The organism is Rhodovibrio salinarum DSM 9154 (assembly GCF_000515255.1).
GTDB classification, from domain to species: domain Bacteria; phylum Pseudomonadota; class Alphaproteobacteria; order Kiloniellales; family Rhodovibrionaceae; genus Rhodovibrio; species Rhodovibrio salinarum.
On record NZ_KI911559.1, the window covers coordinates 692,038 to 708,277 of the forward strand.

General features: G+C 66.3%; 18 protein-coding genes and 1 tRNA gene. 12 read left to right on the top strand and 7 right to left on the bottom strand.

Translation table 11 applies throughout. The features are described from left to right. Positions 1-123: 123 nt before the first annotated feature. On the bottom strand, positions 124-1,641 hold the full coding sequence (locus tag RHOSA_RS0103235; protein ID WP_027287560.1) for a UbiD family decarboxylase: 1,518 nt from the start codon (positions 1,639-1,641) through the stop codon (positions 124-126). A gap of 296 nt (positions 1,642-1,937) precedes the next feature. Between RHOSA_RS0103235 and RHOSA_RS20095 the strand changes: the two genes are divergently transcribed. Then, positions 1,938-2,150 (top strand): DUF4170 domain-containing protein, encoded by a 213-nt coding sequence (locus RHOSA_RS20095; protein WP_169816587.1) that lies wholly within the window; start codon positions 1,938-1,940, stop codon positions 2,148-2,150. Positions 2,151-2,197: 47 nt separating this feature from the next. Continuing rightward, positions 2,198-2,950 (top strand): hypothetical protein, encoded by a 753-nt coding sequence (locus RHOSA_RS23945; RefSeq protein WP_027287561.1) that lies wholly within the window; start codon positions 2,198-2,200, stop codon positions 2,948-2,950. A 40-nt stretch (positions 2,951-2,990) separates the two neighbouring features. Here the strand turns inward: RHOSA_RS23945 and RHOSA_RS20105 are convergent, their stop codons facing one another. Then, positions 2,991-3,578 (bottom strand): DUF3833 domain-containing protein, encoded by a 588-nt coding sequence (locus tag RHOSA_RS20105; RefSeq protein WP_081728414.1) that lies wholly within the window; start codon positions 3,576-3,578, stop codon positions 2,991-2,993. Positions 3,579-3,783: 205 nt separating this feature from the next. Between RHOSA_RS20105 and RHOSA_RS0103255 the strand changes: the two genes are divergently transcribed. The 3 genes from RHOSA_RS0103255 to RHOSA_RS0103270 all read left to right on the top strand — a co-directional run bounded on the left by RHOSA_RS0103255 (position 3,784) and on the right by RHOSA_RS0103270 (position 6,583). Then, the gene (locus RHOSA_RS0103255) at positions 3,784-4,761 is read left to right on the top strand and encodes a bifunctional 5,10-methylenetetrahydrofolate dehydrogenase/5,10-methenyltetrahydrofolate cyclohydrolase (protein ID WP_081728415.1); all 978 of its coding nucleotides are present in this window, start codon (positions 3,784-3,786) and stop codon (positions 4,759-4,761) included. A 177-nt stretch (positions 4,762-4,938) separates the two neighbouring features. Then, positions 4,939-5,781 carry a pentapeptide repeat-containing protein gene (locus RHOSA_RS20110; RefSeq protein ID WP_169816588.1) on the top strand — a complete coding sequence of 281 codons (843 nt, stop codon included), beginning with the start codon at positions 4,939-4,941 and terminating at the stop codon, positions 5,779-5,781. Between the two features lie 508 nt (positions 5,782-6,289). After that, entirely contained in the window at positions 6,290-6,583 is a 294-nt protein-coding gene (locus RHOSA_RS0103270; protein WP_156092497.1) for a hypothetical protein, read from the top strand. Positions 6,584-6,923: 340 nt separating this feature from the next. Here RHOSA_RS0103270 and RHOSA_RS0103275 read toward each other — a convergent pair. Beyond that, positions 6,924-7,000 (bottom strand) — tRNA-Arg (locus RHOSA_RS0103275). A gap of 401 nt (positions 7,001-7,401) precedes the next feature. Between RHOSA_RS0103275 and RHOSA_RS0103280 the strand changes: the two genes are divergently transcribed. Next, complete coding sequence (locus RHOSA_RS0103280; protein ID WP_081728417.1) at positions 7,402-8,583, top strand: hypothetical protein; 1,182 nt, start codon at positions 7,402-7,404, stop codon at positions 8,581-8,583. A 109-nt stretch (positions 8,584-8,692) separates the two neighbouring features. Here the strand turns inward: RHOSA_RS0103280 and RHOSA_RS0103285 are convergent, their stop codons facing one another. The 3 genes from RHOSA_RS0103285 to RHOSA_RS20115 form a co-directional block, all read right to left on the bottom strand. Next, positions 8,693-9,520 (bottom strand): cyclase family protein, encoded by an 828-nt coding sequence (locus RHOSA_RS0103285; RefSeq protein WP_027287566.1) that lies wholly within the window; start codon positions 9,518-9,520, stop codon positions 8,693-8,695. Positions 9,521-9,617: 97 nt separating this feature from the next. Then, positions 9,618-10,127: a DinB family protein gene (locus RHOSA_RS0103290; RefSeq protein ID WP_027287567.1), complete on the bottom strand. Its 510-nt coding sequence runs from the start codon at positions 10,125-10,127 to the stop codon at positions 9,618-9,620. A gap of 159 nt (positions 10,128-10,286) precedes the next feature. Further along, positions 10,287-10,463, bottom strand: coding sequence for a YdcH family protein (locus RHOSA_RS20115; protein ID WP_081728898.1), 177 nt, complete (start codon positions 10,461-10,463; stop codon positions 10,287-10,289). Between the two features lie 113 nt (positions 10,464-10,576). Here RHOSA_RS20115 and RHOSA_RS0103300 point away from each other — a divergent pair, with 113 nt between their 5' ends. The 6 genes from RHOSA_RS0103300 to RHOSA_RS20120 all read left to right on the top strand — a co-directional run bounded on the left by RHOSA_RS0103300 (position 10,577) and on the right by RHOSA_RS20120 (position 15,739). Further along, positions 10,577-11,236, top strand: coding sequence for a UbiX family flavin prenyltransferase (locus tag RHOSA_RS0103300; RefSeq protein WP_027287568.1), 660 nt, complete (start codon positions 10,577-10,579; stop codon positions 11,234-11,236). Positions 11,237-11,541: 305 nt separating this feature from the next. Beyond that, positions 11,542-11,928 carry a succinate dehydrogenase, cytochrome b556 subunit gene (sdhC, locus tag RHOSA_RS0103305; RefSeq protein ID WP_027287569.1) on the top strand — a complete coding sequence of 129 codons (387 nt, stop codon included), beginning with the start codon at positions 11,542-11,544 and terminating at the stop codon, positions 11,926-11,928. 56 nt (positions 11,929-11,984) lie between these two features. Then, the gene (sdhD, locus tag RHOSA_RS0103310; protein WP_027287570.1) at positions 11,985-12,368 is read left to right on the top strand and encodes a succinate dehydrogenase, hydrophobic membrane anchor protein; all 384 of its coding nucleotides are present in this window, start codon (positions 11,985-11,987) and stop codon (positions 12,366-12,368) included. Positions 12,369-12,376: 8 nt separating this feature from the next. Then, complete coding sequence (gene sdhA, locus RHOSA_RS0103315; protein WP_081728418.1) at positions 12,377-14,257, top strand: succinate dehydrogenase flavoprotein subunit; 1,881 nt, start codon at positions 12,377-12,379, stop codon at positions 14,255-14,257. Positions 14,258-14,321: 64 nt separating this feature from the next. After that, positions 14,322-15,101, top strand: coding sequence for a succinate dehydrogenase iron-sulfur subunit (locus RHOSA_RS0103320; RefSeq protein WP_027287572.1), 780 nt, complete (start codon positions 14,322-14,324; stop codon positions 15,099-15,101). Between the two features lie 137 nt (positions 15,102-15,238). Continuing rightward, positions 15,239-15,739 (top strand): GNAT family N-acetyltransferase, encoded by a 501-nt coding sequence (locus RHOSA_RS20120; RefSeq protein ID WP_051431749.1) that lies wholly within the window; start codon positions 15,239-15,241, stop codon positions 15,737-15,739. Positions 15,740-15,811: 72 nt separating this feature from the next. Here RHOSA_RS20120 and trxA read toward each other — a convergent pair whose 3' ends face one another. Beyond that, entirely contained in the window at positions 15,812-16,132 is a 321-nt protein-coding gene (gene trxA / locus RHOSA_RS0103330; RefSeq protein ID WP_027287573.1) for a thioredoxin TrxA, read from the bottom strand. Positions 16,133-16,240: the final 108 nt, after the last annotated feature.

A 16,240-nucleotide genomic window follows, 5' to 3' on the forward strand; every position in this document is an offset into this window, starting at 1 on the left:
AAACGCCTTAACTGAGCTTGGGTTGCATTATCCTGTAATAAGTGGCTGCCCATTTTCCATGGGCCGCGCGATTCCCACGTGCAAGCCGACAGCCCATCGCGATCAGCTATGATTTACCCGCATTCACCGCCGCCAGATCGCCTTGCCGGTGCCGGGTAGGCCCATCTCGGCCCACTTGCGGTCGACGGACTCGATCGTGGCGTCGTCCATGCGTAGCTTCTCGCCCCACTCGCGCTTGGTTTCCGGCGGCCACTTGTTGGTGGCGTCGAAGCCGATTTTGGAGCCGAGTCCGCTGTCGGGGCTCGCGAAGTCCAGGTAGTCGATCGGGGTGTTTTCGATCGTCGTGGTGTCGCGCGCGGGGTCCATGCGGGTCGACATCGCCCAGATGACGTCCGTCCAGTCGCGGGCGTCGATGTCGTCGTCTACCACGATCACGAACTTAGTGTACATGAACTGGCGCAGGTAGCTCCAGGCGCCCATCATCACCCGCTTGGCGTGGCCCGGATAGGCCTTCTTCATCGACACCACCGCTACCCGGTAGCTGCAGCCTTCCGGCGGCAGCCAGAAGTCGACGATCTCCGGGAACTGCTGCTGCAATAGTGGGATGAATACCTCGTTCAGGGCCTCGCCCAGCACGCTCGGCTCGTCCGGCGGTCGGCCGGTGAAGGTGGAGAGGTAGATTGGCTGCGAGCGCATCGTGATCGCGGAGACGTGGAACACCGGGAAGGACTCGACCGCGTTGTAGTAGCCGGTGTGGTCGCCGTAGGGGCCCTCGTCGCCCTGCTCGTCCAGGCTGACATAGCCCTCGATCACGATCTCTGCTTCCGCCGGGACTTTGAGCGGGACGGTCTTGCAGTCGACCAGCTCGACCCGCTGGCCGCGCAGCAGGCCGGCGAACTGGTATTCGCTGAGGGTGTCCGGCACCGGCGTGACCGCGGCCAGGATGGTTCCCGGGTCGGCGCCGATGACCGCGGCGGCCGGCAGGGGCTCGCGCTTGCCGGCCTGCTTCCAGCGCTGATAGTGCTGCGCGCCGCCACGATGCTTCAGCCAGCGCATCAGCGTGGTGTCCTTGCCGGTCACCTGCATGCGGTAGATGCCGAGGTTGAAGGCGTCTTCGCGCTTGCCCTTCTGCGGCCCCTTGGTGACCACCAGCGGCCAGGTGATCAGCGGCGCCGGCTCGCCCGGCCAGCAGCCCTGTACCGGCAGCTGGCCGAGGTCGATGTCGTCGCCCTTGAGCACGACTTCCTGGCAGGGCGCACGGGAAACGCTGCGCGGACGCATCGACAGCACCTGGCGCAGCAGGGGCAGCTTGTCCCACGCCTCCTTCAGCCCGCCGGGCGGTTCCGGCTGGCGCAGGAAGGCAAGTGTCTCGCCGACCTCGCGGAGTTGGTCGGGTGTGCGGTCCATGCCGAGCGCGACCCGCTCGACCGTGCCGAACAGGTTGACCAGCACCGGTATATCCCAGCGCCGGCCATCAGCGGCCTCGGGCCGGTCGAACTGTACCGCCGGACCGCTTTCGGCCAGCAGGCGGGTGTGGATCTCGGTCATCTCCAGGTCAGGCGAGACCGGGGTGGAGACCCGCTGGAAGTCGCCGCGGCGTTGCAGTAGATCGCGGAAGTCGCGTAGGGAGGCGAAGGGCATGACGTTCCCGAAAGTCCGTTATGACACGGCTGGCTGTTGTCGCACGTGCGCGTGCTGCGGCAGGCTGTAGCCGCTTGCAGCCGATGACCGCAAGCCGCCGCTTGGTGCCGGCCGCTGATGCGCGTCGTCGCGGGTGGCGCTAGACCGCGTGCGCTTGGACTTGGGGACGGAAAAAGCGCAGGGTTAACGCGGCGGCAACACGCGCGGTTGCAGAAAAGATGGATCGCAGCGCGCCTGCATGCGTTTATGACCGCATGAGGCCAGAGCGCATTTGAGAGCTTGAGACGAGGGCAATGATGGCACGCTTCTGGGTCGTTGGCGGGGAATACGCCGACACCAACTTCGACATCACGGTGACGGGCGCCGAAGAGTGGTTCGGTCCGTACGACGACTATGAGGACGCCCGTCAGGTCTGGCAGCGCAAGGCCTGGAACACGGTGGACCACGCCACCACGCGCTACCGGATCGAACGCATCGACCCGGACGAGCCCCCGCGCTGCACGGACTAGCAGTCGGTGGTTGCGCGCTCAGCTGCTGGACCCCAGCAGACTCTGGCATGACCGGGCCGCCCTGGACGCTGCCGAGCGATCCCGTGCACCGGTTGGCGATCGCCAAGGGCTATCCGTACGACGCGCCGGCCAATTCCTACCTGTTCCGTGACGGGCGGGCGCAGCCGCTATCGGATGCCCAGGGCAGCGATCTGTGGGCCGGTCGCTGGGCCGTGCTGGGGCACGGCTCCAACCGGGCACCGGGGCAGCTCGCGCGCAAGTTCGCGCATTTCCAGGGTACGGACTCCGAGATCCCGGTCACCTATGTCTGGCTGGACGGTTACGACGTGGTCTATTCCGCCCACGTCACCGCGTACGGAGCGATCGCCTCCAACCTGACGTATGCGCCCGGATGCCGCGTGCGCGTCGCGCTCACCTGGCTGACCGACCGGCAGTTGGTGCGCATGCACGAGACGGAGGGCTCCTACGCCTTCGGCCGGCTGGATGGCGTGGATATCCAGACAGACGCCGGTCCGGAGGCCGCGGACACCGACGTCCACATGTACCTATCCGATCACGGATGCCTGCTCGATGACGGTGCGCCGGTCGGCATCCAGGCGGTGCGGGCACAGGGCCGCTCCCATCGGGTGCTCGATCAGCCGGGCGTTCAGGAACTCGTGCGCCACAAGCTCTCCGGGGCGGGCGACCTCGATACCTTCATCCTGCACGCCATCGCGGACCCCGACACCCGGATGCAGCGCATCCGCCAACTGCAGGCCCACGCCCAGCCGTCGCACGTACCGCACTTCGTGCCGCTGTGAGGTCGCGCCCGGTGTGCGGGCCGGCCTCTCCAGCGGCGGTTTACTCCCCTGTCAGCACCTGCGCCTGCGCGTCGGCATCGACGTCCGTGCCGTCGACCTGCCGGAAGGCGATCGTGACGGTGCCGACCTCGAAACCCCACTTGGTGACGTCGGCGGTGTTCAGCAGGACGCCATCTTCCTGCAGGAACATCCAATCGTCGAAGGTGACGCGGTAGCTCGACCCGTCGACTTCGAGATCGACCTGGTAGGTCCAGGTGAACGCGTTGCCGTAGGCTTCGCCCCGGGCGGTGCCGGGGACATCGCCGGCGGTGCCCTGGTAGCTGTGCGGGCCGGTTTTCCGGATCGTCCAAACACGCCGGTCGGTTTCGCCGTCCTGGTAGCGGAACCGTTCGTCCAGGGTCAGGGTGCGTGTCTGTGGGTCCCAGTCGCCGTGGATCGTCACGACGAACTGCCGGCGTACGTCGCCGAAGCGGTCGCGGAACAGGCCATACGCTTTGGTCTGGCCGGCGAAGTAGTCCTCCAGTCTCAGCCTGGGTTCGTTGTTCTGGAAGTCCTGGACGCGCATGGAGCCACAGGCGGCCAGCGGCACGATGGTAAGCGCGATCAGCAGCATCCGGCGCAGCAGCATCGGGGTCTCTCCGGTTGGGGGGTTCCTGGTTTCCTGAAGGGCATACGCACGCGCGGCCGGTTTCGACCACTAGCCTGTAGGGAGTCTGGCGCGACGCGACGCTCCAGGGCGGAACAGCGGCGCACGCGCGCAGGCCGGGGGTGGCGCATGCTGGTTTTGTCACACCCGCCACGTCCTTTTCGGATCACCCAGGAGCGCCGCTGCCGTGACCGCCCAACAGTCCGCTACCCCGCAGCCTTCAACCGCCGAGGCCCCGCCTGCCGAGCGCGCGCCGCGCGATCACAAACGTCTGGACGGCCGGATCGTCTCCGCGCGGATTCGCGAGAAGGTCGGGCAGAAGGTGGCCGGCTTGACCGCCGCCAACTGGCCGCCGCGGCTGGTGTCGATCGCCGTCGGCGCGGCGGAGCCGGCCGCGCTTTACATCCGCAACCAGAAGCGCGTGGCGGACAAGCTCGGCATCGCCTTCGAGGACCGGCACTATCCCGAGGGAACAACGCGCGAGGAGATGCTGGCGGCCGTGCAGGCGCTCAACGCCGACCCGCGCGTCACCGGCATTTTGATCCAACGCCCAGTACCGGGGCACATCCCGATGAAGGAGTTGCAGGCCGCCGTCCATCCGCTGAAGGACGTCGAGGGCATGCACCCCGCCTCGATCGGCAACATCGTCTATAACGATCTTATCCTCGGTCCCTGCACGGCCGTCGCGGCGGTGGAGATGCTGCGCGCGACCGACTTGGCGCTGGAAGGGCTGGAGGTCGTGGTGGTCGGCCATTCGGAGATTGTCGGCAAGCCGATCGCCTTCCTGCTGATGAGCGAGGGGGCGACCGTGACCGTCTGCCACCACATGACCCGCGATCTCTCGGTTCATCTGCGCCGGGCGGACGCGGTGTTCGTCGCGGTCGGCAAGCCGGGCCTGATCGACGGTTCGATGCTCAAGCCCGGCGCGGCCGTGATCGATATTGGCATCAACCAGATCGACGATGGTGCGGGCGGCACGCGGGTGGTTGGCGACGCCGACTATGCCAGCTGCCGCGAGGTTGCGGGCTGGCTGACCCCGGTGCCGGGCGGCGTCGGGCCGGTCACCGTGTCGATCCTGATGCGCAACGTGGCCAAGGCGGCGGAATTGCAGAAGCGGCACTACGAAAAGCAGTACGGCACACCGACCTTCGTGCCCGATGTCTAAGGCTGCTGTTATGGGGAATGAGGGGCGAGGTCTGCCCTTGCGTTTCCAATGCCGGCTCGCCGGCCTACGTTAGGGGAGAGGCGGGTGCGTATCGCCTATGGCCGAAGGGTGGTGCGCCGACGCCGCATCCCCACGTGCGTGGTCCGATCGGGACCATGCCAGAGGAGGACAATCCCCGTGCGTTGCCGACCGACCGTGTCCTTGCGTCTGCTGGCAGCGAGCCTGATCGTCCTCGCGTTCGGGCTGCCGACGGGCCCGGTGCGGGCGGCGTGCGACGACCCACCGGGCCCTGGCGTGGTCTGGGAGACCTGCCACAAGACCAGCTTGCGCTTGAACGGCAGCGATCTGGCCGGTGCGCGAATCGTGGGCAGCTCGCTTGCGCGCAGCGACCTGCGTAGGGCGAACCTGACGGGCGCGGTGCTCGAAGGCTCCTATCTCAACCGCGCGCTCTTGAGCGGGGCGAACCTAAAGGGCGCCGACCTGAGCCGTGCCGAGGCGTACCGCGGCGAATTCGCCCGGGCCGACCTGACGGCGGCGGAACTGGTCAAGACCGTGCTGGCGCGCGCGAATCTGACGGGGGCGCGGCTGCAGGACGCCAACCTGCACAAGGTGGATGCCGGGCGCGCCGTTTTGCGGGGCGCGATCCTGACCCGCGCCAATCTGACCAAGGCGGATCTGTCGCGCGCCGATCTGCGCGACGCCACGTTGGTCGACGCCAATGCGACCAAGGCCGCGCTGATTCGCGCCGACCTGCGCGGGGCTGATCTGACCGGCACCGATTTGACCGATGCGCACCTGATCCTGGCGGACCTGCGCGGGGCCAGGCTTAAGGGAGCCGACCTCACCGGCGCCTTGCTGCGCGACGTCGAGTTCTCGGGCACCGATCTGTCGCAGGTGACCGGTCTCGGCGCGGCGGAACTCGCACGCGCCTGCGGCGACACCGGCACCAAACTGCCCGCCGGTCTGACGCGCCCGGATACCTGGCCCTGCGCCCCGATGCAGCGCGAGCGCGACAGGTAGCCCGCAAGTGCGTCATGCTGGCATGAGTGCGGCATGCGAAAATACAGAAAAACGGAAGATGTCGAATGTCCTGCGGCAGACCGACGCGGTGCTGTCCAGCGGCGTCGCACGAGCGACCGTCACCCGAATGGGCCGAGACATTCCGGCCCGCGCGGCCATGCGGCGCGACGGCGGACGGCTCGGAACGAGACGGACGCCGGCGCACCTGGGTCGCAGGGAGACCGGGACGGAAAGACTCGTGGAGGACCAACGGGACGACGAGGACGCGGTCCCGCCCGGGTGGCGTATTGAGCTACCGCACGAGACGACGAATGGAAGAGATGAGCTGGCAAGTCGGTGTTTATTTTCGGGAAAGTTTGATTTCTCCCTCGAAGTCCGGCTCACGCCCCCTTATGAGGGCAGCATTGTTATATTGAAGAGGAGATGAGCGATGCGCCGGACCCTTCTTGCGTCAGCCATTTCGGTCACTCTTGCCGCTGGGGCCCCTGCCTTGGCAGCACAAGACACGATGAGCGAGGACCAGTGCCTCGCGGTGATCATGGCGATGTCGAAGCTCGAACTGGCAATGGTGGGCAAGGTGCCGCTCGCGGACGCCCGGGCGGAGCTGGCCGGGCTGCAATCGACCCTGCCGGAAAACGTCTCCACGCGCGTCGATGAGCTGGTCGCGGTGGCGGAATCCGCGCAAGGAATCGAGGTAGGCGACCCTGCGCACCCGATGGCGACTGGTGAGTTTCAGGAAGCCAACAAATTATATCGCGAAGCTCTCGCACCGAGATGTCCTAGCTTCGATCTGGACTACTAAGCGCGTCCTTTGTGGGGCACGTGAGGACTGGACGCGCGTTTCTGACCCCCGGCCTGACGATCGCTGGGGGACTCGGCTGTGTCCTCATTTATGATCTTGCCGTTGGCCGTGTGGCTTTGATTCCCGTAAGCCGTGGAAAGGAGGCTTTCCACGGCGAGCAGTCGCTACGATCTCATGGACTTCGAGTGGTAGGTGATCAAGGAGGTGCTGCCGCGTAAGGGGCGTGGCGCAACCCTTTCGGCTTCGCTGTTACCCGTGGCGTTACCCCAGATCGATTCGACTGGGTAACGTGGCTCTACATGCAAAGCCGGAAAAGCGCGGGATTCTGCGGAAGGGAAACTGGCCCGCTGGGGAGGATTCGAACCCCCAACCTCCTGATCCGTAGTCAGGTGCTCTATCCGATTGAGCTACCAGCGGGCAGATCGCGGCGCGTTGGCCGCGTCGACAGCTTGTGAGGCCGTCGTGTCCGTCACTTTAGGCGCGCGGGCGGCTCTCTAGCAAAGGGCCGTGAGCCGCAGCGTCCCCGACGGCGGCGCGGACCCTACTCAAGCCGGCGTGGCTTGGCAAGGGGCGAAGTGCATCGCTGTGATGATTGATCGGCCAGCGCCACCCGGGATCGCAACGCAGGCGCGCAACTACCTTGAATCTCAGGGAAACTCCGGCTTGTTCGGCGCATCCCCATAAAGTAGGATCGCGCAGCGAGATTTACGGGGGGCGGCGTGCCGGTCGACTCCGCAACGGCCCAAGGTGCGTTAAGGTTTCTCTTAACCATTGGTGTCGGATAACCCGAAGACGACACACGGCACGACCGAAGTATCATGGATGTTCCAAATGGCGAGACGCGCATGCTAGCCATCCGTCGAACGGCGGCCGCGATTGCCGCCGTCGTTGTCCTCGGCGGCTGCTCGATGACCGACCAGGGACCGGGCCCGGGGGGCCGGTCCGATTCCCGCAGTCAGACAGCCGGTGCCCAATCGAGCGGTGGCAGCGGCAGCAACCGACAGGAGATGCGCGCCACGCAGCTGGCCGCCAGCGGCGCGATCCCTTCGCTCGGTACCACCGTGTTCGAGCCGCAGCAGCTGCCGCAGTTCGAAACCACCGGCACCTATGTCGGGCAGAAGGTGCAGGAGCTGCGTGGCGATCTGGAAGACCTGAAGACCCAGATCAGCGATCATAACCAGCGCCTGCAGGAGCTGCGCCAGCGGACCCGTTCGGCGGCTCGCGGCTATCACGGCAATGTCGGGCAGATTAATACCCGCCTGCAGCTCGGCACCACGCCCGGCAATCCGGAGCTGGTGGAGATGTGGAACCAGGCGCGTCAGCGTCTGGGCACTGTCGAGCAGACGGTCGACGATATGAACCAGCTGTCCAACGAGGTCTCCTCGACCACGCGGCTGGCGTCCTACCTGCTGGAATCGGTGCAGGCGGCCTACGGTCTGTCGGGCGCGGTGGAAAAGGACCACGACCAGTTGGCGATCCTTGAGGATTCGACCAACCGCACGGTGGTCTTGATCGACCGGTTGGCGAACGAGCTGTCTTCCGATATCGCCCGGCAGAATCGCTACCTGCAGCGCGAGCGTGCGGACCTTTCGACCCTGTCGTTGGCGATCAAGAACGGCGAGTTCTACGGCGAAAGCCTGAGCAATCAGGCTTACGGCACGCCGACGCCGGCGAGCAGCACCGGCAGTTCGGACCGGGTCGGCCGCGACCAGCCGCTGGTCGTGATTCGATTCGACCAGGACAATGTCGATTACGAGCAGCCGCTCTATTCCGCCGTGCGCCGGGTACTCGACCGCCGGCCGGAAGCCGGATTCGACGTGGTCGCGGTGGCGCCGCAGGGCGGCCAGCAGTCCGCGCTCGGGTTGTCCCGGGCACGCCGCCAGGCGGAGCGGGTTCTGCGGGCGCTGAACGAAATGGGCTTGCCGCCCAGCCGCGTGTCCTTGTCCGCAACCACCAGTGCGCGCGCCAACGTCAACGAGGTGCACGTCTACGTGCGGTGAGCCGCACGGCGCGTGGACGACAGCTAAAAAGGCCCGTGTCGGCAAGTGAGCGGCACGGGCCTTTTTCGTTGCTGGTTTGCCCCTGCGGGCGTCGCCCGGACTGTCGCCTTTAGACCAGGGCCAACACGCGGGTCAGGCCGCCGGTGGCGTCCTGCACCTTGGGCGCGCCGATCACGACCGTGGCGCCGCTCGCGGGCACCTGATCCAGGTTCTTGAGGTTCTCCAGGCCCCAGCGGTTGGTCGGGAGCCAGGCGTAGTGGGTGTCGAAGCTGGTCGACTGCCCGTAGTCCAGTGACAGCGTATCGACCATCAGGCCCTGTGCGCCGGTTTCTTCCAGCAGGTATTGCGTCGCTTCGGCGTGGATGCCGGGGAAGTGCATGCCGCCATCGTCGTCGCGCCCGACGAACTTCTCGGTATAGGCGTGCTGGTCCCAGCCGCTGTTCATCGCCACGGCCGCGCCGTCCGGGATCGGCCCGTATTGGGCTTCCCAGGCCTTGAGATCGTCGGGGGTCAGGCGGGCGTCCGGGCTCTCGGCCGCCCGCGCCTTGATGTCGACGACCACCAGGGGGGCGACCAGCTGTTCAGCCGGAATCTGTTCGGCCGTATGCTGGTCTTCGCGCGAGAAGTGGATCGGAGCATCGAGATGCGTCCCGGCGTGTTCGATCAGCGACCAGCGGTACATGTTGTAGCCGTCGTTCTCGATCCGGGCCATCCGCTCCAGCTCGATGCCCGGCTTGTTGAAGAAGGTCGGGAACTCCGGGCTCATCGTGTGGGTCATGTCGACCACCCGCTCGAAGCTACGCGGCTGGGCCGCGGCCGGCCTGGGCGGGTAGGCGGCGGCCAGCGCGCCGGCCGCGGCGGTCGCACCGGCGCCCTTGAAGAAGTTGCGCCGGCTCAGCCGGTGATGGACGGTTTCCAGGCATCCGGGTGCGCACATCGTAAAGCTCCTTGCACGATCGTTATGGGACGTGGCGGCCTGCGATCACAGGCTTTGCGTTAGTGCCCTTGCCCGCTACGGCAGGACGCGGGCACGGCTAGGAGTCTCGCCCGGCTTCTTCCAGAACGCGGTGCAGGTCCAATACGGGGCCGGCGTGGCCCGCCTGGGTCAGCATTGCGTGGACCTGACCGCGATGATGCGTCTGGTGATTGAAGAAGTGCGCCAGCAATACAGGGACAGGGTCCCGGATGTCTCGGCCCGTATTGTTCCGGTAGGCGATGGTGCCGGTGAGGAAGCTGTCGTCCAGCCCTGCCATGAAGGCGCGGATCTTGGCATCCATCTCGGTCCGGGCCGAGCGCAAGGCGGCGAAGTCGGCGTACAGAATCGCGTCGAGCCCGGTTGATGGCACCGTCATGCCCTGAAAGCGCGCCATCCAAATTCGGTCGCCGACGAGCAGATGGTTCAGGGTGCCATGGATGCTGCCGAAGAACGTGCCGCGGTCACGGGTGCGGTCATCTTCCGACAGCTCGGCGCAGGCTGCGTAGAGGCGTCTATTGGCCACCTCGTTGTAGGCGGCCATGCTGCGGCATCCGTCCACGGTCAGCATGCGCCCGTTCCCCTGTTTTCAATGGCTCGCCGGCCCTAACGGCGGCGAGCCAGCAGGATGCAATCGGTAGACATGTGTATGAAAGTGCCCAGGCCGCCGGAGTGATCACCGACGGCCGGGCGACGACAGACCGGAGAGAAAAAAGGTCGACCGCCTGGATTAGGCGTCGACCTGATATCCCAGTCGTTCGATTTCGTCCTTGAGCCGCAGTTTTTCGCGTTTAAGTTCCGCGACGTGGTTATCGTCGCCATGCGGGCGGTTGAGTTCCTGGTGCAGTTCCTCTTCCAGCTTGGCGTGGCGGGACCGCAGGGATTCAAGACGTGCGTCGACCGTCATCCGGACCTCCTTGACCACCATCTGATCTGGTGAGCGTAACGCCCTCGTCAGAGCTTTGCCAAGCAAACGCGTCCGCGTGTGACCAACTTGCCACAGCCGAGTCGAGTTCCGTCATGACCGCCCCGTCTGATGCCGCCTCCAGCCCGTCGTCGGGAGCCGTGCCGCGCCGTCTGATCGTCGCCATCAGTGGCGCCAGCGGGGTGATCTATGGTGTCCGCCTGCTCCAGCAACTGCAGGCGACCGAGATCGAGACGCATCTGGTGATGTCGCGCCCGGCGGAGGTCACGCTCGCCCACGAAACCGACCTGAAAGTCGCCGATGTGCACGCGCTGGCCGACGTTGTGCACGCGCACGGCGACATGGCGGCGGCGATCTCCTCCGGTTCGTTCCGGACGCTCGGCATGGTGGTGGCGCCCTGCTCCGCGCGCTCGCTGGCGGAAATCGCCGGCGGGCAGGCGGGGTCGCTGCTGACCCGCGCGGCCGATGTCGTACTGAAGGAGCGCCGCCGTTTGGTGCTGATGCTGCGCGAAACGCCGCTGCACCACGGTCATCTGCGCAATATGCTGGCGGTCAGCGAGATGGGCGCCATCCTGGCCCCGCCGGTGCCGGCCTTCTATGCCCAGCCGCAGAGCCTGGAGGAAATGGTCGATCAGTCGGTCGGCCGGGTGCTGGATCTGTTCGAGATCGACGTCGGTTCGGTACGCCGCTGGGGCGAGCCAATCGCCGACGGCCGTCCGCCGCTGCGCACGGTGAAGTCGACGCGCGCGCGGTGACGGCCCAATATCCGCGTCAGGCGTTCTGGGCACGCTAGCTTATAGCCCCTCCCAACACCTTCGTGCGCAGCTGGCTCAAGTGGAATGACCTGGAATCGTGCGAATGATGGTGTTTTGTTAATGTTTTTGAGTCCAAAATTGAGAGCGATTGACGGCCCTCGCCCGGGGGTCTATTTCACCAATGCCTGATGCGTTACGTTGTGTCGCAGCATAGACCGCGATGACGGGTTCGAGATCGGTCGCGGTCGTTCAGCCGGCACATCCGCCGCCGCATCCGGCCTGTTGTCAACGCAAGGGTGATTTCCGTGAGTGATACCCAGCGCCCGCTTTCTCCGCACCTTCAGGTTTATCGCCCGCAGCTGACGTCCGTTCTGTCGATTTTGCACCGCATCACCGGCGTTGCGCTGTCGGTCGGCAGCCTCGTCCTGATCTGGTGGGTGGTCGCGGCGGCCAGCGGGGCCGAGTACTTCGCCTACGTCCAGGGCTGGATCGGCAGTTGGATCGGCTATCTGCTGCTGTTCGGCTGGTCGGTCGCGCTGTTCTATCACCTCTGTGCCGGTATCCGGCACCTGGTCTGGGATGCTGGCTACGGCTTCGAACTGGAGACCATCTACAAGAGCGGCTGGGTCATGGTTGCGGCGACCGCCACGCTCACCGTGCTGGCCTGGATTCTCGGCTTGGCGGCGCTGTAGCGCGCCGGACGTAAGGATGCTGGCCTTGGAACGTGAAGGGTAAGGAGATAGGCGCGATGCGGACGATGCGCACCCCAATGGCCCGCGCGCGGGGGCTGGGCGCGGCGAAGGACGGCACCGGCCACTGGTGGCTGCAGAAGCTACTGTCGCTGGCACTGATCCCGCTTGTGATCTGGTTCGCCGCCAGCGTGATTTCGCTGGCCGGTGCCGACCATGCCACGGTGACTGCGTGGCTCGGCAACCCGCTTGCCGCCGGGCTGATGATTCTGCTGGTGATCGCGACCTTTTATCACGGGCTGTTCGGTGTGCAGGCGGTGGTCGAGGATTACGTCGATCACGAGGTGGCGAAGTTCGCGCTGTTGATCGGGCTCAAGGGGCTGCACATCGTCCTCGGCCTGACCGGCGTGCTCGCCGTGCTAACCATTCTCTTCCAGGGCTAAGGCAAGCCATGAGCAAGACCAACGGCACCACGAACGGTAAGGGCAACGGCAAGGCGAACGGCGCCAACGGCCGCACCAACGGTGGCGGGGCGCCGAACCTGGCTGGCGAGACCTACCCGATCCAGGATCACACCTACGACGTCGTTGTCGTCGGCGCCGGTGGCTCCGGCCTGCGCGCGACGCTCGGCTGTGTCGAGGCGGGCCTGAAGACGGCCTGTATCTCCAAGGTCTTCCCGACCCGCAGTCATACGGTCGCCGCCCAGGGCGGTATTTCCGCCGCGCTCGGCAACATGGGCGACGACGACTGGCGCTGGCACATGTACGACACCGTCAAGGGCTCCGACTGGCTCGGCGACCAGGACGCGATCGAGTACATGACCAAGGAGGCCGTGCCGGCGATCGTCGAGCTGGAACACTACGGCGTTCCCTTCTCCCGCACCGAGGAGGGCAAGATCTACCAGCGTCCGTTCGGCGGCATGACCACCAACTTCGGCGATGGTACCGCCCAGCGCACCTGCGCGGCGGCCGACCGGACCGGTCACGCCATGCTGCACACCCTCTACCAGCAGTCGCTGCGCCAGAACGCCGAGTTCTTCATCGAGTACTTCGCGCTCGACCTGATCATGGACGAGGGGCAGTGCCGCGGCGTGGTCGCCTGGTCGCTTGAAGACGGGACGATCCACCGCTTCCGCGCCCACAACGTGATCCTGGCGACCGGCGGCTACGGCCGGGCGTACTTCTCCTGCACAAGCGCGCACACCTGCACCGGCGACGGCAATGGCATGGTGCTGCGTGCCGGCTTGCCGCTGCAGGACATGGAATTCGTGCAGTTCCACCCGACCGGCGTCTACGGCGCGGGCTGCCTGATCACCGAGGGCGTGCGCGGCGAGGGCGGCTACCTCACCAACAGCGAGGGGGAGCGTTTCATGGAGCGCTACGCGCCCAGCGCCAAGGACCTCGCAAGCCGCGACGTGGTCTCCCGCTCGATGACCATCGAGATCCGCGAGGGCCGGGGTGTGGGGCCGAACAAGGACCACATCAACCTGCACCTGGAGCACCTGGACCCCGACGTCATCCACCAGCGCCTGCCGGGCATTTCTGAGACGGCGCGGATCTTCGCCAACGTCGACGTGACCAAGGCGCCGATCCCGGTGCTGCCGACCTGCCACTACAACATGGGCGGCATCCCGACCCTCTATACCGGTGAGGTGGTGACCCTGCAGGACGGCAAGCCGGACTCGGTTGTGCCCGGCCTGATGGCGGTCGGCGAGGCGGCCTGCGTCTCCGTCCACGGCGCCAACCGCCTGGGCTCCAACTCGCTGCTCGACCTCGTCGTGTTCGGTCGCGCGGCGGCCAAGCGCACGGCGGAAATCATCACCCCGGGCGAGACGCACAAGCCGCTGCCCGCGGATAGCGCGGAACCGGCGCTGCAGCGCTTCGACCGGCTGCGCAACGCCAACGGCTCGACGCCGACGGCCGAACTCCGGCTCGACATGCAGAAGATCATGCAGACCAACTGCGCGGTCTTCCGTACCGGCGAGATCCTGGAGGAAGGCAAGCAGAAGATGTCGGAGGCCTACTCGAAGCGCGACGACCTGCAGGTCAACGACCGCTCGATGATCTGGAACTCCGACCTCGTCGAGACGCTGGAGCTGGATAATCTGCTCGGCCAGGCGATGACCACCGTCTGGTCCGCGGCCAACCGGGAGGAAAGCCGCGGCGCCCACGCCCGCGAGGACTACCCGGACCGCGACGACGAGAAGTTCATGAAGCATACGGTCAGCTGGCTGGACCAGGACGGCAAGGTCACGATCGACTGGCGCCCGGTCCACATGAACCCGCTGACCAACGAAGTGCAGTCCTTCCCGCCCAAGGCGCGGGTGTACTAACAGCGGCGAGCCTGCGCCCCCGCCCGCGGGCGGGGGCGGAGTTTCGAGGCATCAAGAGGCGTCCATGGTTGAATTCGCGCTGCCGCGCAACTCGAAGATCCGTCAGGGCAAGGTCCATCCGGCGCCGCAGGGCGCCAAGCGGCCCAAGACCTTCCACGTCTACCGTTGGGATCCGGACGCGGGCGAGAACCCGCGGGTCGACCAGTTCACCATCGACCTCGACGACTGTGGGCCGATGGTTCTGGATGGCCTGATCAAGATCAAGAACGAGATCGACAGCACCCTGACCTTCCGCCGTTCCTGCCGCGAGGGCGTCTGCGGCTCCTGCGCCTTCAACGTCAACGGGCGCAACACGCTGGCCTGCACGACCTTCATCGAGGAAACCGACGGCGACGTGAAGGTCTACCCGCTGCCGCACATGGAGGTGGTCAAGGACCTGGTGCCGGACCTCAACCAAGCCTACGCGCAGTACGCCTCGATCGAACCGTGGCTGAAAACCCGCACCCCCGCGCCCGAACGCGAGCGGCTGCAGAGCCCGGAAGAACGTGCGCAGCTGGACGGGCTGTGGGAGTGCATCCTGTGCTTCTGCTGCACCACCAGTTGCCCCAGCTACTGGTGGAACGGCGACCGCTACCTGGGTCCGGCTGTGCTGCTCCAGGCCTACCGCTTCATCAACGACAGCCGCGACGAGTTCACCGGCGAACGGCTCGACCAGCTTGAGGACCCGTTCCGCTTGTACCGCTGTCACACCATCCTGAACTGTACCCGCACCTGCCCGAAGGGCCTGAACCCGGCGAAGGCGATCGCGGAGATCAAGAAGAAGATGGTCGAGCGGCGGGTCTAGCGCCCGGCTGGCGATGGATGATTGAGCAAGGGCGCCGGAAAATTTCCGGCGCCTTTTTTCGTGTGGGGCTTGGGCGTCGGCGCCCGCCGCCTTCATGCAAGCGCCTCCACACTTGGAAGCGGAGCTTCGCCCTGCCCATGATCCGCGACCGCCGCTTTCTAGATGGCCGTGACATCCAGGATCCGATGGCGCGGATCGACGATGTCATGGGGGAAGTTGCGGACATCTACCGCTCCGCCGTGGGGACGGTCGGGCCGGCGTACTACGGCGCCGAGCAGGTCGCCGCCTGGGCCCGGGCGGCGGACAAGCCGACGGTTTTGGGGCAGGTGATGGCAAGCGGCCTCGCGCTTCTGCGCACGGTCAATGGCCGGCCGGCGGCGCTGGGGCAGGTGAGTCACGGCGGCCACATCGGCCTGCTGTACGTCCACGGCGCGTTCACCCGCCAGGGCCACGGCGCCCAGCTGCTGGTCCAACTGACCGACCATGCCCGGCGCCAGGGCGCGGTAGCGCTCACGATCGACGCCAGCTACTTCTCCGCCCGCCTGGCCGCCCGTCACGGCTTCATCGTGGAGGCCGAAGAGCGGCCCGACTACGCCGGCGTGCGCTTCACCCGCTGGCGAATGCGCCTGACCCTCTAATACGCATACGAAAACGCCCCGTGGGCCAGGGCCCACGGGGCGATGCGCCGTCCGGCTTGGGTTTCGGCGGGGTTAGATCGACTGTTCGACCCAGCTCTTCAGCTCGTTCTTGGAGACCGCGCCGACCTTGGTCGCCGCGACCTGACCATCCTTGAACAGCATCAGGGTCGGGATGCCGCGCACGCCATACTTCTGCGGCGTGCCCGGGTTGTCGTCGATGTTCAGCTTGGCGACGTCCATCTGTTCGTCGAGTTCGCTGGCAACTTCTTCCAGCGCCGGGGCGATGGTCTTGCAGGGGCCACACCATTCGGCCCAGAAGTCGACCAGCACCGGCTTGCTGGCCTTGAGAACGTCCTGATCGAAACTACCGTCGCTGGTGTTTGTCATGCTCATCGAGGTGATCCCCTTGGCGTGTCTCGTGTGCGGCATCTCGGCGCGCCAGCGTGCGCGCTGCGGGCCGCGTCCGCAAACGTAGGTAGGAGGCGTCGGCGGCCGGGTCAA